Source organism: Flavilitoribacter nigricans DSM 23189 = NBRC 102662 (assembly GCF_002646595.1).
Taxonomy (GTDB): domain Bacteria; phylum Bacteroidota; class Bacteroidia; order Chitinophagales; family Saprospiraceae; genus Flavilitoribacter; species Flavilitoribacter nigricans.
Window position 1 is genome coordinate 15,509 of the sequence record NZ_PDUD01000037.1, and the last position, 22,983, is coordinate 38,491.

Below are 22,983 nucleotides of genomic sequence, written 5' to 3' on the forward strand. Positions count from 1 at the left end.
GCTTACTTATCCGGGTATTCCGGGGCAAAACGGAATAGAGCTAACATTATCATTACAGAAGATTTCATCGGTGGATAAAGCTAAACTTCATTGATTTTTTCCAGCAACCAGGGCCGGGCTTCCAGAGGTTGTAAACCTGCAATTTCCTCTATGAGCCTGGCTTTCTGTTTTTCCTCTACTCTTTTATTTTCTGATCTCAACTTGCCGATCTTCCGCACGCAGGTCAGGAAATTCAAATAGGCCTTCGCCCTCCTTTCCGTCAACTGCTCGTTTCGCCGGACAAATTTTTCAAAGGCCCGGCTTTCATCCAGGAACAGGGAATAGTAGCTGTAGTCATTGCAAAAGATCTCAAAATGATTGCGTACCGACAGTAATTTTTTGCGCAATTGGTGGGAAAAGTCCTGCTCCTTTACCCGGGCCAGGAAGGTGTTGGATTCCTGGAATTCCCGCCGCGAAAAATGCCAGTACGCTTTCGCAAAATTCAGCATGTTGGCACTCATTAATGCCGAGTACTGATCGATGAAATCCCGGGTCCAGTCTACCTTCCGCAGGATGGTTGCGGTAACTACGATATTTAAAAAAGTTGATTCGGGCAACCTACCATTCTCGGTGAATAAGTCCGCTTCCAGTCCGCTTAAAAACCATTGGTATTGATTGTTCAGATAGCTGGTTTTTCCGGCGATGTACAACTGGGTGGCAGCATTGATCAGACATCTGAGCATGGCTCCCCGGTCAATCCTTTTCAACAGATCCTGGTGGAGCGTAAAGTTGGCTTCGAACCGGCGGTAGTAGGCTTCATTCAGCGGCTGTTCGATCAAATGCAGCAGATCGCAGTAGAGCAGTACGACCTTATTATCCTGAAAGGCGGCATTTTCCGGCGCCAGTTTTCGCAATTCCTCCAATAAGAAAATAGAGTAGTTTTCCGGCAAGATATTCTGCCGGTTCAGCAGGTCACTACTGTACCGGAGTTTGGCGATAGCGTAAAAGCTGTCCAGCAGTTCGCCGGTTTCGTGCAGGTGCTTCGTGGGAATTTGCAGCCGGACCGTTTCGGGATGGCTGGTCCACTGCAATTTCAGTTGCCACAGCAATTCATAGTACCGTTCATCCCGGAGGGGCTGCTGCTCCAGGGTTTCGGTCAGCGCCTGATTTTTTTGGACAAACAGATCGTACAGATCGCGCTCGGCCAGGGCGGAGACCAACAACTGGTCGTAACGGATCTGGTCCTGCTTCACCTGCTGGGCCACCAGGAAGGCTTCGATCAAATTGGATAAACGGAACATGAGCAGGCGCAACTGCCGGTCCTGGTAGGGCGTTTGCGGCCAGATCTTCTGAAAGATCCTGTCTCGGGATAGGCTGGCGGAATCACATTTGGGATGGAATTTCCGGAGGTGATCGAATAAGGCAATAACCTCTTTATTGCTATTGTGGTAAGGTGACCGTACGAATTTGGCCATCCAGCGCATTTCTTCGGCAGAGAGGGTCTTCAATAAATTCAGCAACTTACTACTGTACATCCCTATTGATTTTTGGAAACACCATCAGGTGCGCGGGGATAATGTTTTGGCTTTTGAATACAGTTAATTACAAATTAAAAAATAATGTTATTGATTTAATTTGTTCAAAACAAATAAACAAAATTGTCTCTGTAATAAAAAGCGATTTCTGGTAATATTGAACACTTCTTTACGGACAAAAGTCCACTGGGAAACTGATCAATAACATCAAAAATCCATTTTATGAGAACATTACTTTATTCGATGCTGGCCGGTGCCTTGCTGCTTGTCACATTCGCTTTTTCCCCCCGGGAAACCACTACTCCCGCCCCGTCAATGGCGATGGAAAATGAGGGAAATGCCTACGCGGTGGAGATCTGCAAGGAGATCCTTCCCGTACGTCCCGATTTCGACAACCTGGGCCAATGCGTCAAATTATTTGCCACTTGCGGAGAAAATCTTGATCCGGCGGCCGGCAATTTTGCGGCCTGCTTCTGTGAGATCCTGGAGCTCAATGAGCTGCTGGGGGTGGCGGGTTACGACAACTACGGAGATTGCGTCCAGGATTTTAAGTCTGCCGATCAATAATCCAAACGAACCGGAGCGACTACCGGATCTTCCTCTGGCTTGTTACCCGGAGGTTCTATTCCTACTGTACATTACTGTTTACAAATACCAAAATCTATCAGCATGAAAACCATTAAACATTTATTCATACCATTTTTGTTACTCTTTGTCATGACGGCTTTCCTGTCCTGTGAAAAAGAATCGGTTGCGGATATCGACACCCAACGGGAGGAGTTGCAGGATTTGATGAGCCAGCTAAAGGACCCGGCCAACCGAACGATATTTTTTGAAGCGATCAACAAAGCGCTAACGCAAAATTCCGAAGCGGAAGGTGGCCAAGCCAAGAGTGCCGAATTTACGGATCCCGTCCCGATTTGGTTGTCGGGCGGTTTTCTCCTTTCCTGTAATGGTCAGATCGTGTCTTTTGATGCGCCTTTTGATAACAATGATTTCTACCGGGAAAATCCGGATGGCACCGTTTCGGTGCAACACACTTCGAAGGAAGCCTATTTCAGCTATTTAAATACCGAAACGGGCGAAGAATACGAAGGCGAAAATGGCAATATGCACGTGAAGTATACCGGTACCTATTTTGAATTGTATATCCCCGCAATTGGCGTGACGATTCGAACGATCCTGACCAATGACAGTCCGAATGCCCGGATCCTGCAGGGAACCGGAAAGATCGTAACGGAGACCGGAGCGGAAAAAACCTTGATCGCCCATCTGTCCGATGCGCCCGGTGATGCGAAAAACGGTTGTATCCGATTAGAATAAAGTATGGCCTATACGGATCAACATGGATGATGTGAATCCGGAGTTAGATTTGGAAGGAATATGTCTTTGGAAAACGTATAGGTAACCGGATGGCCATTTCCTGGCTTAAGCGTGTTGTGGGTACGCCATGAGAAACCACATTGCGTACTTACAGCACGCTGAACCTACCGATTTTTGGACGCGCTACCTACATTCTGTCCCTACAGGACCCTTAACCCCGGTTGGCAGGAATTCTTAGAATCAGGATTTAGATTTGGAAGCCATGTGCCATTGGGCACAAAATCTAGGTAGCCAAGTGCGTAGTTCCCGGCTTAGCGTGCTGTAAGTACGCCATGTAAAATCCTATTGCGACCTACGATACGCTGAGCCTACCGAATTCTTAGCCGGGTTAGCTGAATTTCGTCCCTGCGAAAACCCTTAACCCTGATTAGCAAAAATCATTAGAATCCGGAGTTAGATTTAGAAGGGATGTGCCATTAGGCACAAAATCTAGGTAACAAAGCGACCATTTTACGGCTTGGCGTGCTGTAAGTACGCCATGTAAAATCATACGGCGACCCTGAAGCAAAGCTTCGGTGAAAAATGATTTGCTTTCTGCCTTTATCAATCTGGGATCTTCCCTACTCATTTGCCCTTCACCGGAATTAACCTCCCTTCCATAGCGTTGCATTCCCAAATAAATGCTTTCTTGGCGGCGCTCCCGGATGAGCCCTTACGCAAAGACATTTCCGGCACCGACCCAATATGAAAAAATACCACTGTACCGCCCTACTGCTGCTACTGATCTGCGGTAGCTGCACGACTAAAAGAGAGATCTTTTTCGCCGATCCCACAATTTTTGAGGAGGATGGCACCTACTATCTGACCGGCACCAAAAACCGCGAGCCGCTGGGCTTTGCCGTTTTGCAATCGCGTGATCTGCGCTATTGGAAGTCCCCTTCGGCCGATACCCTACACATGATCCTCCGCCGGGGCGATCACACCTACGGTAGCCAGGGCTTCTGGGCGCCCCAGATCCTCCGGCAAAACGGGCAGTACTACCTTACCCATACGGCCAACGAACAGACCGTCCTGACTCAATCGGACGCATTGCTGGGGCCTTACCGGCAGCAGGATGTCCGGCCCATTGACGATTCCGAAAAAAACATCGACTCCTACCTTTTCCGGGATGAAGACGGTACTTTTTATCTCTACCACGTTCGGTTTGACCGGGGCAATTACCTGTGGGTAGCGGAATTCGATCTGACAACCGGCCGCATCAAACCCGAAACCCTTCGCAAATGCTTTGCCCAGACAGAGCCCTGGGAAGCTACCCCCAATTTTCCTTCCGACCCCATTCTGGAAGGTCCGACGGTATTGTTGATGCGGGGAAAATACTACCTGTTCTATTCCGCCAATCACTTTCGCAACATCGACTATGCGGTGGGTTACGCAACGGCTGATTCCCCCTACGGACCCTGGGAAAAACATCCCGGCAGTCCGATCATTTACCGCTCTATTGTTGGTGAGAACGGTAGCGGCCACGGCGATGTCTTTACCGGACCGGATGAGCAGCTTTATTATGTCTACCATGTCCACAACAGTGCGGAACAGGTGAGTCCGCGTCGTACCCGGATCATTCCACTGCAACTGGAATGGAATGAACAAAAGGGCATTTACGATATTTCGGTGGAGCTGGACGGGCGGATCGTACCCCTGGAGGTGATCCGTAAATAAGGTGGCCTTTGAGTACTTACAAATCTCGATTGATTACCAGTCCCAGATCAATGCCACGTACTAAAAAATATCCACCAAATCCGTTAAAACATTTATCTTCATTTAGGATAATCTATTGCGCTCGCCATTGGCCAAGATCGCTCGGGGCATTTACGGAAATCCGGGCCGTCGCGTTCCCTTCATCTGACAATGATCAGTTACCGATCTTTCATCCAGTATACCCGTAAAATCTAGCAACATGAAACATCTATTACTACTTATGGTGGTATTGATCACCATCTTTGGCGGTCAACTGCAAGCTCAGACCGCATCGAATGAATTTGAGATCCAGAACTTCACCCGCAAATTTCTTGCGGCCTACAATCTGCAGGATGCTAAGGCACTGAAAAATATGTACACGAAAGATGCGGTCCGCGTCGATCCGATTAAAGGCGAGATCCGTGGTGCCGATAAGATTGGCGAATACTTCGATCAGCAATTCATTCACAACAATACTACCTTGCTGCTGCGGCCAACGAGCATTACCTGGTCGGATCGCGAACATGCCTTTGTGGCCAGAGGCACCTACGAAGTTTTTGGTGCTACCGTCGTTTATGACATCGGGATCCACGATGCGGGGGCGTACGCCAATACGATGATCAAAGAGAAAGGGGAATGGAAAATAGCGAGATCTGTGCTCACTCCGCTCGTTAAGGTGATCGTCTACCATAAAGTCAAGGACTTTAACGAGTGGAAGTCGGTCTTTGATGAAGGGAAACCCCAGCGGATGGCAGCCGGAGAACTACATGCCGAAGTGGGCACTCTCCACGATGACCCCACTACGGCATACGTCATCAGCGAATGGATCTCCCTGGAAAGTTTCCAAAACTTCTTTGCAGATCCCGCCCTGCAAAAGTCCATGACGGAGGCCGGCGTGATCGGCAAACCGACCGTGCTGATCCTGGATGGGCAATAGATCTGCAAAATTTCCAAAATTTTGTAGATCTCTCTTTACTCCCCCTCATAAACAAACCCCGGAAGCATCCGCGCCCAGCAATCTTCCACGGTACGTCCCACTGTCGATTCTGCGGTCGCTTCCCAGTAACTCGTTCCCTGGAGTTTCAGGGCCAGGGTAGTCGTGATAAAGCTTTGCGTCCAGCCGGTAAGGGTACCCCAGGCGCCCCAGCCGTGGTCGGCATTGGAACCGTAGTATTCCCAGTGATCGTAATCGAACGCCCGAAACCAGCAGCCATCGAGGTCGGCACGGCCCGTAGAGCGACTCTGGATCCGGACCAGAAAGTCGGCCAGCCGGTCCACCGCTTCCTGGTAGGGTGGATGCCCCGTAGCGTGGGCTGCTTCATTGAGGGCGAAGAATGCAAAATTTGAAGTGTATAGCATATCCGCAACGGGATCACCGTTGGAGTGGATCACCGGGGCTTCACTGTGTCCGTAGGCTGCATTGGTGGCCGGCGCACCGTATTTCCCTTTACTGCTATCGCCGAGCGCTTCCTGCAGCGCACCGCAAATTACCTGCCACTGCAGGAGATCATCGCAGATGCGGTGTAACCACTCCCGGTGCTCGGGCGTATCTTCCACCCGGACGAGCCAGGCCAGGGGCAGGATCATGCGGGCGCGTTCCTGCTGGATCCCGTTGGTCCAGATCCAACCGTCCGGATAGCGGCTCATGGTCGCGCTGATCGCCGCCTTGGCTTTTTCCAGTAAGGGCGGGTGGCCGGTCTTATCGTAGAGCCACAGATAGTTTGCCCACAACCAGGATTCGTAATGGGGCGCCGGGTTGACCAGTTCCCGGTCCATCAGGGCCTGCCAGCTCTTCCGCTCGATGTCGTCGCCATTGAGCGCATTGCTGCGGAATCCCTTTTTCCCGGCAGTCCGAAAATTGGCGAGTATGGCTTCGGCGATAGATTGGTCCCAGCGGGTTTCCTGTAGATAATGTGCCGCCAGGATGGATCCCAGGATCACCCGGGCGTTATCATCTCCGTAGTAACGGTGGGGATGGGTGTCGGCCCAGCCAATGAGCCCGTAGGACGAACGGGTGGTATCGCGACTGGCTGGTGTCCGAAAAGTATCGCTACCGTAGAGAAAGTCCATTAGATTGCTGGCGGTGCCGGCGTACTGATCCTGGCCGCTGACTTGTCCGGCCACGGCAAAGGTCATCGCAGTTTCCGCCACGCAGTCGGCTCGTAGCCAGTAGCGATAAGGCTGGCTACCGTCGGGGTTGATGTAGGAGTAATGACCTTCCATGACGCCGAGCGAGCCGTCGCCGGACGGTAATTTGAGGTTCATCGGCGGCCCGAGTGGCGGATTCAAAGTATCGTATTGCCGCCAGTGATCCCGCCAGCTGGGATGGATGAGCAGTCGCCCTTTTCGGTACCAGTCGGCACCCCGCGCCACCGCTTGTTGGTAGGCATCTGCGGGCAGGGAGACTTCGGCGGGAAATGCCGGCTGCACCAGTGGATCCCAAAAGAAAGCATCTTCGTTCAGATCTATCGACAGCTGGGCGAGGATGCCATGAATAGCTTTTTGCCAGGCCCCCAGCGGTGAAAAGCGGCTCTTTCGGAAGTCGCTCAACTTAGTAGTGGCGATGAGGACATTATCTTCCGCGAAAAGGATAGGAAACTGCGGGCTGTCCGACAGTCCATATACCGCTTCCCGGAATCCGGCCACGGTAGCGCCGGTCAGGTGGGCTGGGCGGTCCGGAAAATTGGTATAGGCAAAACGGCCGGCATCGAGGATTTGGCCGGGCGGCAGGGTAGGGCCGAAAAGATCGGAGTTCACCACCAGCCTTTCTTTTTGGGTCGATCCGATGTCTCCGGCAGGGCCGGAGGGGATCCGGTCGGGAAATTCTACGTAAACTTTCAGCTCTTTGGCTTTAGCCCGTTCGTAGAAGTCATTGGGGATAATCGTTTTGGTGTGGGGATAGTCTTTGGCGAGAGCCAGTAGAGTACCCTGAAAGTCCGTTTCCGCGAGAGCCGCTTCCAGGTCGGCGTACACTTCCGTCGGAACGCCGGCTTTGGTGAGTAATTGATTTAGGTCATTGTCGACAGTACCGTAAATGACCACGGTCCCGGAGGGTTTGGAACAGGCACCCAGCCAGAGCGAGAAAATAATAAACCAACAAAGGGGAGGCAGTAAGGTCTTCATACCAGGCTATCGTTTTGCCGGAAGATCGTAAGATTGGACGGAATACTGAAGAAAAATAAAAGGTGATACGCCTTTTCCTCATTAGGTTTGGCAAGCACCGTCAAAGAGCAAACCATTGATCTGCAGCACGAGGCAGGACGTGACCATGTTCCATCCGATCACATCACCGCACCATCCCAATTTACACAAAACCTTTGCCCTCCCGGACCCGGTCGCGCAATTCCTTTTGCCGGAAATACCGCACCGTAGTCGCAATATTATCGCCGTGACCGAGCCAGGCGGCGATCTGTTGCAGATTGGCGCCGTTCTCGTCCATGACATCGGCTACGCCGCGCCGGAAAGCATGCAGACCCTTCAGGCTGATCCCGGCCTGGCGACACAGGTCCCGCAGGTAATTGCGCAGTGTACTGGTAGCGATCGGCCCGCCGATGTTCCTTTTGGACAGGGATAGAAACAGGAATCCACTGTTCCGACCGTCCAGTTGCAGGTATTCCGATACGGCGTGTAGGGTAGGAGCGTTCATGGAGCGGAAATCCATGCGGTTCCCCTTGGCCAGGACTTCGAAATCACCGGTATGCAGATCAATGTGTTCGATCCGGATATTGCAGACCTCCTGCGAACGCAGCCCGCTGAAGCCAAATAGCGAAAAGATCGCCTGCATCCGGCTGCGTTGGTAGGCGTCTTCGGTGTGGGAGATCACCCAGAAGATCTTGTCCAGTTCGTCTCTGGAATAGGCTTTGCGGTTGCCGAACTGCTGTGGGAAATTCCGTACCCGGTCGTCCAGCCGGACCGGCACCAGGTCCAGATCGTACATTTCTTTAAACAAAGTCTTGGCGGCTGCGAGTGCGTTGTATTTGGTATTCTGCTTCAATTCCTGGTGCTGCAGGTATTCCTTATAGCGTCGCAGGATCAGTTTGGGGTTGCTCAACTCGTCCAGCCCATCCAGAAATTCAAAAAAGGTCACTCGGATGCTTTTCCAGTACGTCTGCTTACTGTTGTCCAAGACGCCTTTACCCTGAATGATCCGCTCGGCATTGGCCTTGATCAGCTGCACGAAAAGATCGAGTTCCGGGCCTTTTAGTGTGACTTCCTGGTCAAAATTATTGAAATTGATAAGCTCCATAGTCTTTAGAATTTTGTTTGGGCTCTTTATATTTGGCTTCAACTTACGGATGAGAATTAAGGTTGTAACTGATTGATTTTGTAAATCTTAAAATCCTCTACTGTCATGTGGTTTCTAACTGTCCGAAAGCCAAAATAGCCGGAAACATAAGGCGATGGATCGTAAAAGTCGTAGATCAGCTGATCATTCCGCCAGTACTGGACCTCGCCCTCAAAAACCACGATCCGAATGTGATTCGGAGCATTCGGAGTAATCAGATACTTCGGGTCGGAAAGGTCATGCTCCGGCAGCAGGGGTTTCTCTCCGGTACCCCGGTAACGCCGGAATCTCGTTTTGGTGTTATTATGGCCCCCTAAACCCACGTAGTAAAGCCGCAGCCGATCGTATTGGGAAAACTTGCCGGTGCGGCTGGTATCAGCCAGCAGCTCACCCGACTCGGGATCATCGGCCAGCCAAAAACAATTGAGGTCGGATACCCGGTCGTGGGGTCCACCCTCGTCGATGACCGTAGCGGTATATTCGATCATTAGGGGCTGTTTCAGTTTTTCTTTGAACCAGAGGGTGCAGCCCCCCGCAGCGGTTATTTCCAGTTTCCCGTCGGTCAATGCGATCGTGCCACCGGGCTCCAGCTCGGGTTTCCATCGGCTTAGATCGGTTGTAAAAGGATCTGTATCGATCAGTTCGGCTTCCAGTTGTAACTGGTCGTTGAGGGTAATGGTGGTTCTGTCCCCGACCGGCTGGATTTTCGGATGACAGGATAGTGACAGCAGCAAAATACCCGCACCGATCAAATGAAAAAAAATACGAAGGACCGGAGCGGCGGTCGGGCCTGAACGTAAACTTCCCGGCAAAAGATCCACTGGTGCTGACAACTGTTTCCGCCACCTAGGTGCTTTTAAATTGTTTTTCATGCTGTGCCGCTTTTCCGGGTAAAATAACCCATTTCCCTCTAACTGTTTGCCTTATTTAAGTATAGATGCAATGACTTCACTTATATCTCCTCATTGTCCCGCAACTTTATTCGGATCAGTTTGCACTTATTTACAACAATTAAATTAAGCCTTTTATTCGGATTACTTCGAAGTCCGATTTTTCGGTGGGGAATAGAGGAGTTTACGGGAATCCGTACAAGCAATCAGGATCGGTATAAGCGATCTTCGGGTCATTCTCGGCTTTGGTAAAAAAGGTCATTCCCGTCTAAACAAAGGATCATTTAGAAAATCCCTGTCGGTAAGGGTATGCAAAAAAGCGATGATAGCTGCTTTTTCGGAATCGGTCAGCTGGATCCCCAACTGATCTCCCCGCTGTAAGGACATATCGAGTGTTGGAGAAGCTACCACGCCTTCGCTGTAATGGTCGAGTACCGCTTCGAGCGTTCGAAAACGGGCATCGTGCATATAGGGTGCGGTAACTCCTACATTGCGAAGACTGGGCACTTGGAATTTTCCATGATCTCCCGCAAAGGCCGAAATACGCGCCCGGCCGGGATCAATCGCCAGGGAATCGAGTCCATTATTACGGTAGGAATAGTCGGTAAATAGGATACCGTCATGACAGGACGCACAGTGTTGTTGAAAAAGATCCATCCCCCGGATCTCCGGTTCGCTCAGTTTCGCGGTTCCAGCCAGGTACTGATCATAGGGAGATTGATCAGAGATCATCCGGTTCATAAATTGAGCCAGAGCATATAATAAATAGGGGGTAGTGACTTTCTCGGTCGTAAAGGCCTGCCTGAACAGCGACGGATATTGCGGGTGTGCATTCAGTTTTTCGATCACATCTTCGATGCAGGAACCCATTTCGAATTCGCTTTCGATAGCGTTCAGGGGCGCAAAATCCAGGTGCGTAACCCCACCGTCCCAGAAAAATTCCGGTTTAAAGGCCAGATTGGCCAGGGCCGGTGCATTTCGGGTACCGCTTAGTCCATTGACCCCAACACTAACACCGTGCAGCGGGACATCCGCAAATGCCAGCGACTGGATATGACAGGAGGCACAGGAAATGGTGTGGTCCGCCGATAAGATCGGGTCAAAGAACAGCCGTTTACCCAGCAAAAAGCCTTCTTTGGTAATGGGATTATTTTTAAAAGTATAGATCGGGTCGGGGAATTCTGCCGGTGCTGCGAATTCGTAAGCAACAGCTACCGGTGCAATGCCCTTTTCCCGGGTGCAACTGCTCAATAACAGAGCCAGCAAGCCAATACCAAACAGGCTATTGCTGAAGGAATAGAGATTTGAAAAGTGCATGATTTTGGGCGTTGGGGAGCCGGCCAGTTGACCGTCGAAGCATTGCCTTATTTTATCGTAAAAGCTTCGGATCTGCAGCTGACCGGCTCGGTGATCTACTGCTTATTGGTGGACATGATCGACGGAAAAGGCAGCCGCCAGGTTATCCGCAAAAACCTTCCCTTTTGCCGGCGCATGGACTGCGTAGGTAGTACTGAAATCCACGTTATTGGCATGGCCGTCCAATACTTTCAAAAGGTCCATCTCCAGGTGGGCGTTGGGACTGAGCCGGGACTCTATATTTACCGCAGAAGGAAAATCAAGCGTAATTCGTTTTACATTGTTGACCATATTGGCATTACCGGCGATATCCTTCCATCCTCCGATATGGATTTGTACGCCGTTCTCCGGATTGAATTGATCCGCTTCCCGGGGAGAGGCGGGAGAGCGGCCTTCTATACCAAATGCGATGTAGCCGGCATCCCAGTTCCAGAGCCAGGCTCCTTCCGCCGGATCCAAAACGCCACCGGTAGCTCCTTCCTGGACCGTTTCTGCATCAATGCCGAGTGTGAAAGTAACCTGATCGTATTTACCGGCAGGAATACGGTCCAACCGGATATTTTGCGAATTGGGATCACTTTCCAACACGTGGTAGAATCCTTTTACCTGAGCGGCATCCGCGCCGGTACTGATTTCATCGGCGAAATATTCACCGTTTGGCCCGGCCAGTTCTATTTTGGAAATATAGTAACCCAGAAGGGTAAGATTGAATGATTGCCCCATATTATTGGTGTAAGGAAACTCGGTGGCGTCGGCATTCACCAAACTGACTGCCTGATCGCCCACCCGATTGTCAAAGATCAGGTCAAAAGTTCCAAAGTCCTCACCGGGCGTTGGGTTATCCTTTTCACAAGCGGTGAAGAAGAGATTCAATAGCAGAAAAAATAGGATACTGATTTTATTGAGATGATTCATTTTAATTGCATTATACGGTTTAAAAAAAATTAAATTTAATAGCCCCAAAAGGGCGGTTAATGACTGCAAAGCACCTTATTTCGGATGGACATGAAATTCGACCTGTTCTATCATTTCCCCCTCCCGATTGTCGTGCCCCCAAACGCTGGCCTCGAGAATCCAATCCGAATGGGCGGTAACGCCGTTGGCTTCGGATAGCGTGAAATCGTCCTGAAACTCGTAGACGCCGCTGGTTTCATGAACATGGGCATCGGCCGGTTTACTGTAGATCTCGGTATTATCGTTTTTGTTGTAGATCCGTACATTGACATGATGTACCGTTTCCCCGGTATGACTTTCAAATTCCACGTGGATGTGCAGGCTGTCATCCACCTGTTTGTCGTCCGCATTGGGTTGCAGGATGTGGGCGTGGTAATGATAGTCTGTGGTCATCGGTTCGTCCTCCTCTTTTTTACAGGCAACGAATACGAGAAGTACCAGAAAAAATACTGATCGCCAGACTGTTCTCATGTTGTTTGGTTTTAAAAGGTAAATAGGATCTGGGAAGTCAGGCGGGGCCGGGCTTCCACTTCATCCTTAGAATAAGATTGATTGACAGGCAGCGCTGCCGCTGCTCCTATGATCCAGCTGCCGGCTTTGAAGTTGATGCCGCTGGAAACGAAGATTCCCCGTCCGCCGGTACCGGCCACCGACTGGCCATTTGGGTGATAATCGGAAGTGATCTTCTCCAACGTCAGGCCGGCGTTCGGGACAACTTGCATCTGATTACCTAACCGGGCTTCTGCGAAAAGCAACAACTGCCCGGTCCATTGATGTCCAAATTGATAATCCGAACGGGAAGGACGTTGATGCTGGTAAGCTCCATTCACGACCAAACCCAGTTGCCGGTAAGTCAGTACCAGATTATTCTGAAAAAGGTAGGCCCAGCTGCCATTTCCTATGTTGAAATTCTCCGGCAGATCTGCATCGTGGATCCGCGCATTGTAGGCACCGACGGGTAGTTTAACGCCCGCTCCGGTTTCCCAGAAAACATTGACTGCTCCCAGGGAAGCATCCTTTATTAAGGTGTAAGCCGCTACGATACGGGTATCGGAGATCCCCTTTAATTGTTGCACCCGCTGATCATTGTTCATTCGCCGGTTGATGCGGTAGGGCTGATAAGCCAGCAGCTTGAACCGATCCGAGAGGTGATAACGAAGAGAAAACTCCAGGGTGTGAAATTGATCTGCACTACCCAGTCCGTGGCCGGGTATACTTCTGAAAGGAGCGAGCTGCCAGCCAATACTGAGGTAATTGGTCCGGTAGTTGCTCAATAAGCCCATTCCAGATCCGCTTATGCTGCACCCGCAGGCATCGCAGGCCTTAGCCCACTGTTGACCCATATGCGTTAAGAGCAGCAAAAGGACAATTCTTTTTGCCATATGAATTACGATTACCATAGCACGGCAGTGTGCGCTCGCGTACCTTCGGAGTAGCGATGACGATGCCTCCCGTAGCTAAGGAAAATAATAAAAATGAGATTAGAATGAAGTAATCTGGATTAGCCGAAACGGGGCGGCTCGATTAACTTTCTTACAACAATTTGCGATAGCAGTCCCTGATAGTGAAAATTGCGAGTTATTATCAGGTCTGCATGTTGCAGGAGACGCAATGAGGATAAAAATTGAAAGAAAACGGGTTTAATACTTAATTCCGGAAGGCGTGCACTGCCGGGGTGCTCTTCCTGATCTATATTGGTCTGGATCTGCTGATCAAGAAAGCACTGACCAAAACACATGGGAACGGATTCGTACCTGTTGATGCAGAGTTTGGCAGCAATGGTTTCCTGCTGCAACTTAAAAGCTGCAAAAGTCAGCAGATCCCGCACCGAAAGGAGCAGAAGTAGGACAGACAATGATATGGTTAAAAACTTTTTCATATCCTGTTGCTACCGCCAATAATAGAATAAAGGGTAGGATAGTGATCAATAATCACCTGGATGGACTGAAATTGACATCCACCGTAAGCTTGCCTGCATCCAGTTGGATCAGGAAAGCAGAGTAGATCAATACCAGAAAAATCGAAAGATCAGTAAAAATTAAGCAGACCGGCGTGGAGGACGGAACGTATTATCCTGAATGGTGGAAGGACAAAAAGCCTGGTAGCCGAAATTTGTAATTTGAAGTGGCCTGGAAACCCTATCCTCGGAGCTGGCCGAGGCGATTTGAAAATAGACCGGTTTTTCGGATAGGTTGAACTGGGAAGCCGAGAAAGGATCTTCTTCCCCCCGGTGATTTTCTTCGAGCTGTTGCCCCAGAAAACACTGACCTGCACACATAGGTATCGGCTCTGCTTTATTAACGCACAAAGTAGCGGCAATAGCTTTTTGGTGGAACTTGAAACTGGCAATTGTGACCATATCCCGCACCGACAGGAGCAGTAGCAGAAAAGCCAACAGTATGGTACAAATGTGCTTCATAAGCGGGTCAAATGTACGAAACTATTATAGTAGATCATATCATAATTGAGTCATCTGGCTGATAATTTTTTTAATAATCGGTCCTCTCCATCCTATTGGTGCGGTACTTTTCTGCAAACCGGGATGTGGTCCGACTGGCTTCATCCTACCTTACCCGATATTCCGATCACCTCTGGTTTTGTGTCCTTTCGGAACACACTTCCCTAAAATGCGGGCCGTTCCGGCCAAATTCGGTCAATAGCAGCAAAGTTACGGGCAAATAAACGCTCAACCCCCTCTAATTGATCAATCGCTCCCCTCGCATCAGTCAAATTCTTAAGTCTTTTGCTGGTACACAAAATGATGGAATTACCAAAGAAAAAAATTCACAGCAAAGGACATTAAAAACAAAATTATGCGAATAATCCTCAACACCACATTATTGCTATGGTTCCTCGGGATGGTAATTACCCAGACCCATGCACAAACTGCAAGCGCTAGTGACCGGCTCGTAGCCCAGCCGATACCGGATCGCTTTGTTCCCTTCATGTTGTCCGATCCGGGCATATCCAAAACGGTCGAGTTCGGTGCGGACCTGGCCTGGTCTTTCGATCAGAATTACCGGCGTGCCCTGTTATTCATGGGGCAGGATCAGGTTGATGTGACGAGAGTTTCGTACCAGCCTACCCATCCGCTGGTCGATGGAGATATCCAGGGGCAGCAGATCATCGACCTGAACTGGCGGTTATCGCTGGTCCAGAGTTATGCCGCTCCGACCACCCGGATCGTTATGAATGTCGATGCTCCGACCATAGATCCTTCCTACGTCGGAAACGCGCAAAACTGGCGGGATCTGGTCAAAGCCACCGCTACCCGGATCCAGGATGCCGGCTACGAAGTAGTCAGTGTCGGCCCCATGAACGAGCCGGATTATTCTACAGAACAGGGTACGATCGATGATTTTTATAACATCGTGGTCGCCATGCGGAACGATCCCTTTTTCGACGACATCCGCATTTCCGGCGGGAACGTGCTCAATTGCGATCTGGCTACGCAGTGGTACGAGTATCTGCACCCGGCCGGAGTTAATGAGGGCAACACCCACCAACTGGCCGGTGAGTTTACGCCTTACGCCGAGTTTTTCGAAAATGTCAGAGCGAACGGCGACTGGGCATCGAATGACGAGCTGCACAACGTAATGGAAGCCCTGGTCGGTTACGAGTACGGTATGCAGATGGGGATCTGGTGGGGACCGGCTGACCTGGCGCGCGGAGAGATGGTAAAGGCCTTTGACGGCCAGCGCATCGGCTACGCGGAGCACCGGCCCAACTGGACGGCTGCTGCCGTTTACCGCACGCCGGAAGGTAAGGTACAAGCCTTCGGGGGGACTTCGGAAAGACAGGCGGCGACGACCACCTACAACTATCTCTCCAAAGAGCGGGTCGTCTACTATGACGGTCACGGCCCCCAGCGCGAATTTGTCCTGGAAATGCCGGGGGGCACCGGTTACTGGACCGGCCAGTCGAATGCGGAAAGAGTGATCAATATTACCTGGGGGGACGATATCCAACCGGCAATCGGCGGTCGTTATAAACTCGTCAATCGGAACAGTGGACTGGTGATGGAAGTAAGCGGCGACATCAATCAGAACGGAGCCAATATGCAGCAGGGTAATTATACCGGAGCGCTCACGCAGCAATGGGATGTGTACCCTGTCGATTCTCGGATTGGTGGCGACTTCAGTTACTACCGCATCCAGCCGGCTGCCAACAGTAATAAATCGGCGGATCTGTATGGCTTTTCACTGGATAATGGTGGGAATATCAACCTGTGGGACAACGGCAACGGCGGCAATCAGCAATGGTATCTGGATTACGCCGAAGACGGCTGGTTCTACATCCGCAGCCGGGAAAGCTCGCACTGTATTGACGTTAACGGCGCGAGCACCGCGCCCGGAGCGAATATCGCACAGTGGGAGAAGCTCGGTGGTCTGAATCAGCAGTGGCGACTGCTGCCGGTAGATGCACCGATCGAATTTTCGGCGCCCGCAGCACCATCGAGCCTGACAGCTACCGCCAATGCCGTATCGATCCAACTGGACTGGACCGCCAGTTCGGCCACGGATGTAAGCGGTTACCACATTTACCGGGCCGAGTCGGCCGGGGGTGCTTACAATACCATTGCCCGGGACGTGAGCGTTACCTCTTTTGTCGATAATACGGCTCTGCCGGGAGTGACTTACTACTATGCGGTTAAAGCTATTGATCATTCACTCAATCGCTCTACTTATTCGAATCAGGTTTCCGGAGCGGCTACCGCTGATCCCGCACTGGTGGCGCACCTCCAGTTTGAAGACGACACCAAAGACGCAACCAGCAACCTCAATCACAGTGCTACCTACGGGGGGACTTCCTACATTGGAGGGGGAGTGGATGTAAAATCCCTGGCTCTCAACGGTACCGATGCTTTTGTGCAGTTACCTCCCGATGTGGCCAATCACCAGGAGATCACGGTCGCCACCTGGGTGTACTGGGATGGCGGAGCTCCCTGGCAGCGCATCTTTGATTTCGGGAACGGAACGGAGCAGAACCTGTTTTTAACGCCGGCCACCTGGGATGGGGGAATGCAATTCGGGATTAAGAACGGTAATACGCAGCAAAACCTCTACGCCACCGGCCTGCCCACGCGGAAATTGTCCCACGTAGCGGTTACCATCGGGGCATCCGGCGTTCGCCTTTATCTCAACGGAGAAGAGGTAGCCAGTGAAGCCACCACTAATATCAGTCCGCTGGATTTTAAACCCATGCTGAACTACATTGGCCGCAGCCAGTATCCCGATCCTTTGTTCAAGGGGAGGATCGATGATTTCCGGATCTATAACTACGCTTTGTCGGCTCCGGAAGTCGCTGAACTGGCCGCTACGCCAGCAGAAGAGTACACGACGGTACACATTACTTCCAGCGTTAGCGGACCAACCAATCTGTTGCCTATTCCGGTCACTATTACTTTCGGAAAAGAAGTTACCGGTTTCGATCTGACGGATGTTGCCGTCGGCAACGGAATTGCCGGCAACCTGCAGGAAATGGTCCCGGGGACCGTATGGACAGTGGATATAACACCTCTGGCGGATGGCATTGTCACGGTAGATGTGGCGGAAAATGCGGCTACGGACCTATCCGGCTTTCCCAGTGAGGAGGCCGAGCAGTTTAGCATAGAGTATGCCTCCTATCTGCCCGTCATTTCGGTCAATCTGATCGGTAACACGACTACCTGGCAAAATAACGGTCCGCAGGATCTCCAGTTCGCTTTTGACGGTGATTTCAATACCGCCATCGACGGTTGGGAAAACTGGGGTTTCCTGGGATATGATTTTGGGGAAGGTGCGGAAGCTTCGGTGGCCACCTGGAAATTTGCTCCCCGTGGCGGTTTCAACTGGCGCCTGAACGGAACGGAATTGCGCGGATCGAACAGTGCCGATTATTTGAATGACTTCGATGTACTGTATACCATTGCGGATAACCCGGCAGAGGGCGTTTTGACGGAAGTTGCCGTGAATGCCCCCACTTCGTACCGCTACGTTTACTGGTTTGGAGGCGCTTACAGTTACGCCAACATTGCAGAATTTGAACTGTACGACAGCGGGAATAATGAACTTATCGGTACGCCGGTCGGCTTTGAGGGCGGTTCCCAATGGTGTGGGGATTGTACTTACGACAAAGCCCTGGATGGCGACCTGAATACCTATGTAGAGGGCCCGCAGACGATCGGTTACGTGGGTTACGACTACGGAGAAGGTTACGGACTATCGCTAATCGGCTGGAAATACGCTCCCCGGTATGGCTTTGCCGGGCGGATGGATGGTACGGAATTGCGCGGTTCCAACGACCCGGATTACCTGAATAATTATACCGTAATCTCCACCATCAACGCCACGCCGGCGGAAGGACAGCTCACCGAAGCGGTGATCAACGATCCGACGCCTTATCGCTATGTATACTGGAGTGGCCGCACCGATTCCTACGGGAATATCTCCGAACTGGAGTTATACGGAGAACTGACCTGTATCGATCAATTGCCGCCCACCATCACCTGCCCGGCCGATCAAACCAGGGTACTGGATAGCAACTGTACCTACGCAGTCGAGGATTTCACCGCTCTGGCGACCAATGTAACGGACGATTGTGAGGCCGAACCGACCGTCATTCAATACCCGCTTCCCGGCGAACTTATCTCCGCCCCCGGTGTATACCAGATCACTCTGACCGCCACGGATGGTGCCGGCAAATCTACGGCCTGTTCATTTGCGGTGACGGTAGAGGATAATGAAACAGCTCCGGTGGTTGAAGCCCTTAGCGTGCCCGTAGATCCGGTTGCCCTGGGGAATACCATGAGTTTCATTGGGCAGTTTTCGGATGCCTGTGAATTTGATAAGCACACCGCCATCTGGAACTGGGGCGACGGCACTACCTCCGAAGCCACTGTTGATCAGGACGCCAATACAGTCGGCGGCAGTCACCTTTACGCGCTGCCCGGAGTGTATATCGTTACCCTGACCGTAACCGACGGCGCGGGCAACTCCGGCTCTCTGAGCGGAGCGAATTTCGCCGTGGTCTATGATCCGAACGGCAATTACGTGACCGGCGGTGGCTGGATAGTGTCACCCGCAGGGGCCTATGCGGCGGACCCCAACCTGGCCGGAAAAGCGGAATTTGGTTTTGTTTCCAAATACGAAAAAGGAACTACGGTGCCGACCGGTATCACGACTTTCCAGTTTAAAGCCGGCGACTTTGAATTTGAAAGTACGGATTACGAATGGCTGGTAGTAGCCGGAGAGAATGCCAAATTCAAGGGTTCCGGTCTGGTCAATGAACTGGGTGACTACGGCTTTATGTTGACCGCCGTGGATGGCGCCCTGAAAAACCCCATCGGACCGGACAAATTCCGGATCAAGATCTGGGATAAGGCTAACGGCGATGCAGTGGTTTATGATAATAAGGTAGGTGCCGACGATGATGGCTACGATACCCAGGTGATCGACGCGGGTAAGATCAAGATCCACGAGCGTAAAGGCAATAGCACTACCGGTACGCTCACTACGATCCATCCGCAAACGAATGAGCTGCGGCTAAACCTGAAACTTTATCCGAATCCAACGCGGGGACTGGTTAACCTGAAGCTGGAAAGTTTGAGTGATCAGGCCTTAGAGATCGTGATCAACGATCATACCGGTCAGGTTGTCTGGCGTCAGCAATATCAGTCGCTGTCTCCTTCCTCCCTGACCATTGATCTATCATCCGACCGTTTTGCGGCTGGCGTGTATATGATGAGTGTAATTACTTCAAAGGAAGTATGGAGCAGGCGATTGATCATTGCCCGATAATTTAACGCAAGTGATCGGTTAGACGATAGTTAGTTTATTAACAACTGGCTACCGTCTAACCGACACCTGACTCCTCCCAAATTGACTCCTCTCCAACTGACCCCTGACTCCTCCCCACCTGACCCCTGACCCCTCAACCCCCTACACACCCTCCATCTCCTCCAGTTCCAACAGCAAATTAGCAATAAGAGCCGTCCAACCCGTCTGATGGGATGCGCCCAGCCCGCGACCGGAATCGCCGTCAAAAAACTCGTAGAAGAGGTGCAGGTCCCGGAAGTGTTCATCGGTGGCGAACAGATGATCGCTATCGTCGGTGTGGTACTGAAACCGGCCTTCTTCATTGCGTTCAAATATCTTGAGCAGCCTTTTGGTGAGCTCGATGGCAATCTCCCTTAGGTTGAGTTTCCGGTCGGAACCTGTCGGGAATTCGTAGATGTATTCGGGACCGTAGAAGTCGTAAAATCGAAGCAGGGAGCGGATAATCAGGTAATTGAGTGGGAACCAGATCGGACCTCTCCAGTTCGAATTTCCGCCGAACATCCCGGTATTGCTTTCTCCGGGTACGTACTCGATCCGATGCATCCCGTGGTGTTCAAAGACGAAGGGATGGTCTTTATGGTATTTCGAAAGCGACCGGATCCCGTATTCCGATAGGAATTCATTCTCATCCAGCAACCACTTCAGGACCTGTTCCAGCCGGTATCCGCGCATAATGGAAAACAGATAGGACCCTTCTTTATTCACTTCCTCTATCCGCGAGATCAGTGAGGCGAGATCCGGGCGGGTCCGGATGATGCCTTCAGCCCGGACCTGGAATTCGTGCAGCCGGTCAATCAGGTCTTTATGGATCACTTCCACGGCGAATAGTGGGATGATGCCCACCAGGGATCGCACCCGCAGTCGGTCGGTAAAGCCGCTTTTCATTTGCACCACATCGTAGTAAAAGGCATCTTCCTGATCCCAGAGGGAGACATTTTGTCCGCTGATGTTGTGCATCGACCAGCCGATATTGAGGAATTGGCGGAAGAATTTAGCGGCAGATTCTTCGTAAACCGGATTTTTCATGGCTAGTTCGAGCGACATCCGGAGCATATTCAGGGTGAACAGGGCCATCCAGCTGGTCGCATCGGCCTGCTGCATTTTCTGGATACCCGTCGGCATCCGGCTGCGGTCGAATACCCCGATATTATCCAATCCCAGGAATCCACCTTCAAAAAGGGCCATGCCGTCCTTGTCCTTTTGATTGACCCACCAGGTGAAATTGACCAGTAGTTTATGGTAACATTTTTCCAGGAAACTGTAGTCCGCTCTACCGCTGTGCTGTTTGTCCTTCAGGAATACCTCCCAGACGGCCCAGGAATGCACCGGAGGATTGACGTCCGAAAAGTTCCATTCGTAGGCCGGTATCTGGCCATTCGGATGCATGTAGTATTCGGTGAGCATCAACAGCAGTTGCCCCTTGGCGAATTGCGGATCCACCTCCGCGAAGGTCGTGGTGTGAAAGGCCAGGTCCCAGGCCGCATACCAGGGGTATTCCCACTTGTCGGGCATACTGATGATGTCGCGGTTAGTCAGATGTTGCCATTGAAAATTGCGTTGCCGGAGTCGATTGGGTTTGGGTTCTCCCGGCCCCCCGAACAACCACTTAAAAACGTCGAGATAATAAAACTGCTTGGTCCAGAGGAGACCCCCCAGAGCGTTGCGCAGGAGTTTGCCCTGATCAGCGTTCAGGCTTTTCGGGATCAACTGGTCGTAATAAAGGTCCGTTTCCGCCTTGCGTTTTTCAAAAATTTCATCAAAATCTATCCAGGGATCAAAGTGTTCCCGTTTGGATAAGCGGGTCCGAAAGACCTGGAAGCCGCCGGGCTCGATCTCTTCGGAAAACCAGATAGCCGCTTTGGTCCCCTTCAAAGCCGGGTCGACGGAAGCTGAACCAAGGACGACGTGGTCATTGACCCCGTCTTTGACGTATGCAAGCTCATTCGGCAAATGGAAGAGCCGCTGCGTATTCGTTTCATTTTCACAGAAGAGCGCCTCCCCACCCGAATGATAGAAGTTATATTCTCCGTTCCGGGACGATTGGGTAGTAATGACCCCTTTACCCCTCCGGAACATGACCGGCCGGGAATAACGGGGATTGTGCTTCCAGTAATTGCGGAACCAAAGCTGCGGTAGTACGTGGATCCGGTGGGCTTTCGGTCCCCGGTTATGCACCGTGATCTTCATCAGGATGTCCTCCGGATCGACCTTGGCGTATTCGATGAAGCAATCAAAGTACCGGCCACCGCTGAAAACGCCCGTATCCAGTAATTCGTATTCCGGTTCGGTTCTTCCGATCTGATTGCTCAGGATCAGATCTTCGTACGGGAAACTGGCCTGAGGGTATTTATAAAGGTATTTGCAGTAGGAATGAGTAGGAGAGGAGTCCAGATGAAAATACAGTTCCTTGACATCTTCTCCGTGATTGCCCTGGCCATTGGTAAGCCCGAATAATCGCTCTTTGAGGATGGTATCATTCCCGTTCCAGAAGGCCGGTGCCAGACACAGGATCTGTTCGACATCGCAAATTCCCCCGATACCGTCTTCCCCCCAGCGATAAGCGTAACTTCGGGCCATGTCGTGGGTAACAAAATTCCAGGATTCCCCATCGGGTCCGTAATCTTCCCGGACCGTTCCCCACTGCCGCTCGGAAAGGTAAGGTCCCCATCTCTTCCACGTCTTATCATCCGAACAGGATAATAATCTGGCCTTTTCCGGATTATGTTTCATATGCACATGATTAACTATACTTGACGCGAAGTGGTTTGGTCCTGAGGTGCTGGTCACAGTCAGGATTTCTAAACCGCTACGGTCAGTATATGCTGTACTCAAATTGGTTCGGATTTCCCAAACCAATTGTACGTCAGTTTATTTGGAATAAGTATCTGGTAGGACTTTGATCGGTAAAGATGTAAAAAGTCCGGGAATTTTTTGAAAACGCTGGTTTCAGAACTTGAACTGGTTTAAACTTATTGGCTGCAGACGAGGCCAAAGTATTGGATTTACTGGCGAAGCTCTTTTTGAGTTTCATACCTGGAAGGTCTGGGACGAGAAAAAGCTGAAGTCCAGGAGATTCAAGACTTTAGGTCGCAGTCCAGATGAATAAGTTT

At 51.2% G+C, this 22,983-nt stretch carries 16 protein-coding genes; 5 read left to right on the plus strand and 11 right to left on the minus strand.

Annotated elements, in window-relative coordinates:
- Positions 1–80: 80 nt before the first annotated feature.
- Positions 81–1,514, minus strand: a complete 1,434-nt coding sequence (locus CRP01_RS30390; protein ID WP_099153840.1) for a hypothetical protein — start codon at positions 1,512–1,514, stop codon at positions 81–83.
- Between the two features lie 222 nt (positions 1,515–1,736).
- Here CRP01_RS30390 and CRP01_RS30395 point away from each other — a divergent pair, with 222 nt between their 5' ends.
- From CRP01_RS30395 to CRP01_RS30410, 4 genes are all read left to right on the plus strand, one after another.
- On the plus strand, positions 1,737–2,081 hold the full coding sequence (locus tag CRP01_RS30395) for a hypothetical protein (RefSeq protein ID WP_143473593.1): 345 nt from the start codon (positions 1,737–1,739) through the stop codon (positions 2,079–2,081).
- Between the two features lie 102 nt (positions 2,082–2,183).
- Entirely contained in the window at positions 2,184–2,837 is a 654-nt protein-coding gene (locus CRP01_RS30400; RefSeq protein ID WP_099153842.1) for a hypothetical protein, read from the plus strand.
- A gap of 744 nt (positions 2,838–3,581) precedes the next feature.
- Positions 3,582–4,553, plus strand: coding sequence for a glycoside hydrolase family 43 protein (locus tag CRP01_RS30405; protein WP_099153843.1), 972 nt, complete (start codon positions 3,582–3,584; stop codon positions 4,551–4,553).
- A gap of 238 nt (positions 4,554–4,791) precedes the next feature.
- A complete protein-coding gene (locus tag CRP01_RS30410; protein ID WP_099153844.1) occupies positions 4,792–5,508 on the plus strand; it encodes a nuclear transport factor 2 family protein in 717 nt (238 codons plus the stop codon).
- A gap of 35 nt (positions 5,509–5,543) precedes the next feature.
- On the opposite strand, the gene CRP01_RS30415 is transcribed toward CRP01_RS30410, so the two are convergent.
- The 9 genes from CRP01_RS30415 to CRP01_RS30450 all read right to left on the minus strand — a co-directional run bounded on the left by CRP01_RS30415 (position 5,544) and on the right by CRP01_RS30450 (position 14,475).
- Positions 5,544–7,694: a hypothetical protein gene (locus CRP01_RS30415; RefSeq protein ID WP_099153845.1), complete on the minus strand. Its 2,151-nt coding sequence runs from the start codon at positions 7,692–7,694 to the stop codon at positions 5,544–5,546.
- A gap of 181 nt (positions 7,695–7,875) precedes the next feature.
- Entirely contained in the window at positions 7,876–8,817 is a 942-nt protein-coding gene (locus tag CRP01_RS30420; RefSeq protein WP_099153846.1) for a tyrosine-type recombinase/integrase, read from the minus strand.
- Positions 8,818–8,873: 56 nt separating this feature from the next.
- On the minus strand, positions 8,874–9,728 hold the full coding sequence (locus tag CRP01_RS30425) for a DUF6250 domain-containing protein (protein WP_099153847.1): 855 nt from the start codon (positions 9,726–9,728) through the stop codon (positions 8,874–8,876).
- 276 nt (positions 9,729–10,004) lie between these two features.
- Positions 10,005–11,063, minus strand: a complete 1,059-nt coding sequence (locus tag CRP01_RS30430) for a cytochrome-c peroxidase (RefSeq protein ID WP_099153848.1) — start codon at positions 11,061–11,063, stop codon at positions 10,005–10,007.
- Positions 11,064–11,165: 102 nt separating this feature from the next.
- A complete protein-coding gene (locus CRP01_RS30435) occupies positions 11,166–12,017 on the minus strand; it encodes an MbnP family protein (protein WP_099153849.1) in 852 nt (283 codons plus the stop codon).
- Positions 12,018–12,092: 75 nt separating this feature from the next.
- Entirely contained in the window at positions 12,093–12,527 is a 435-nt protein-coding gene (locus CRP01_RS30440; protein ID WP_099153850.1) for a hypothetical protein, read from the minus strand.
- Positions 12,528–12,538: 11 nt separating this feature from the next.
- Complete coding sequence (locus CRP01_RS30445) at positions 12,539–13,438, minus strand: hypothetical protein (protein ID WP_143473594.1); 900 nt, start codon at positions 13,436–13,438, stop codon at positions 12,539–12,541.
- 119 nt (positions 13,439–13,557) lie between these two features.
- Positions 13,558–13,935 carry a hypothetical protein gene (locus CRP01_RS41995; RefSeq protein WP_143473595.1) on the minus strand — a complete coding sequence of 126 codons (378 nt, stop codon included), beginning with the start codon at positions 13,933–13,935 and terminating at the stop codon, positions 13,558–13,560.
- Between the two features lie 159 nt (positions 13,936–14,094).
- Positions 14,095–14,475, minus strand: a complete 381-nt coding sequence (locus CRP01_RS30450) for a hypothetical protein (RefSeq protein WP_099153852.1) — start codon at positions 14,473–14,475, stop codon at positions 14,095–14,097.
- A gap of 394 nt (positions 14,476–14,869) precedes the next feature.
- Between CRP01_RS30450 and CRP01_RS30455 the strand changes: the two genes are divergently transcribed.
- Complete coding sequence (locus tag CRP01_RS30455; protein WP_099153853.1) at positions 14,870–19,834, plus strand: LamG-like jellyroll fold domain-containing protein; 4,965 nt, start codon at positions 14,870–14,872, stop codon at positions 19,832–19,834.
- 141 nt (positions 19,835–19,975) lie between these two features.
- On the opposite strand, the gene CRP01_RS30460 is transcribed toward CRP01_RS30455, so the two are convergent.
- Positions 19,976–22,603 carry an MGH1-like glycoside hydrolase domain-containing protein gene (locus CRP01_RS30460; RefSeq protein ID WP_099153854.1) on the minus strand — a complete coding sequence of 876 codons (2,628 nt, stop codon included), beginning with the start codon at positions 22,601–22,603 and terminating at the stop codon, positions 19,976–19,978.
- Positions 22,604–22,983 lie beyond the last annotated feature (380 nt).

What these genes read in the sequence shown, in the direction of transcription:
- CRP01_RS41995 (WP_143473595.1), bottom strand. Translation starts at nt 13,935, where the DNA reads ATGAAAAAGTTTTTAACCATATCATTGTCTGTCCTACTTCTGCTCCTT.
- CRP01_RS30390 (WP_099153840.1), bottom strand. Translation starts at nt 1,514, where the DNA reads ATGTACAGTAGTAAGTTGCTGAATTTATTGAAGACCCTCTCTGCCGAA.
- CRP01_RS30405 (WP_099153843.1), top strand. Translation starts at nt 3,582, where the DNA reads ATGAAAAAATACCACTGTACCGCCCTACTGCTGCTACTGATCTGCGGT.
- CRP01_RS30430 (WP_099153848.1), bottom strand. Translation starts at nt 11,063, where the DNA reads ATGCACTTTTCAAATCTCTATTCCTTCAGCAATAGCCTGTTTGGTATT.
- CRP01_RS30440 (WP_099153850.1), bottom strand. Translation starts at nt 12,527, where the DNA reads ATGAGAACAGTCTGGCGATCAGTATTTTTTCTGGTACTTCTCGTATTC.
- CRP01_RS30460 (WP_099153854.1), bottom strand. Translation starts at nt 22,603, where the DNA reads ATGAAACATAATCCGGAAAAGGCCAGATTATTATCCTGTTCGGATGAT.
- CRP01_RS30425 (WP_099153847.1), bottom strand. Translation starts at nt 9,728, where the DNA reads ATGAAAAACAATTTAAAAGCACCTAGGTGGCGGAAACAGTTGTCAGCA.
- CRP01_RS30450 (WP_099153852.1), bottom strand. Translation starts at nt 14,475, where the DNA reads ATGAAGCACATTTGTACCATACTGTTGGCTTTTCTGCTACTGCTCCTG.
- CRP01_RS30445 (WP_143473594.1), bottom strand. Translation starts at nt 13,438, where the DNA reads ATGGCAAAAAGAATTGTCCTTTTGCTGCTCTTAACGCATATGGGTCAA.
- CRP01_RS30420 (WP_099153846.1), bottom strand. Translation starts at nt 8,817, where the DNA reads ATGGAGCTTATCAATTTCAATAATTTTGACCAGGAAGTCACACTAAAA.
- CRP01_RS30395 (WP_143473593.1), top strand. Translation starts at nt 1,737, where the DNA reads ATGAGAACATTACTTTATTCGATGCTGGCCGGTGCCTTGCTGCTTGTC.
- CRP01_RS30410 (WP_099153844.1), top strand. Translation starts at nt 4,792, where the DNA reads ATGAAACATCTATTACTACTTATGGTGGTATTGATCACCATCTTTGGC.
- CRP01_RS30435 (WP_099153849.1), bottom strand. Translation starts at nt 12,017, where the DNA reads ATGAATCATCTCAATAAAATCAGTATCCTATTTTTTCTGCTATTGAAT.
- CRP01_RS30455 (WP_099153853.1), top strand. Translation starts at nt 14,870, where the DNA reads ATGCGAATAATCCTCAACACCACATTATTGCTATGGTTCCTCGGGATG.
- CRP01_RS30415 (WP_099153845.1), bottom strand. Translation starts at nt 7,694, where the DNA reads ATGAAGACCTTACTGCCTCCCCTTTGTTGGTTTATTATTTTCTCGCTC.
- CRP01_RS30400 (WP_099153842.1), top strand. Translation starts at nt 2,184, where the DNA reads ATGAAAACCATTAAACATTTATTCATACCATTTTTGTTACTCTTTGTC.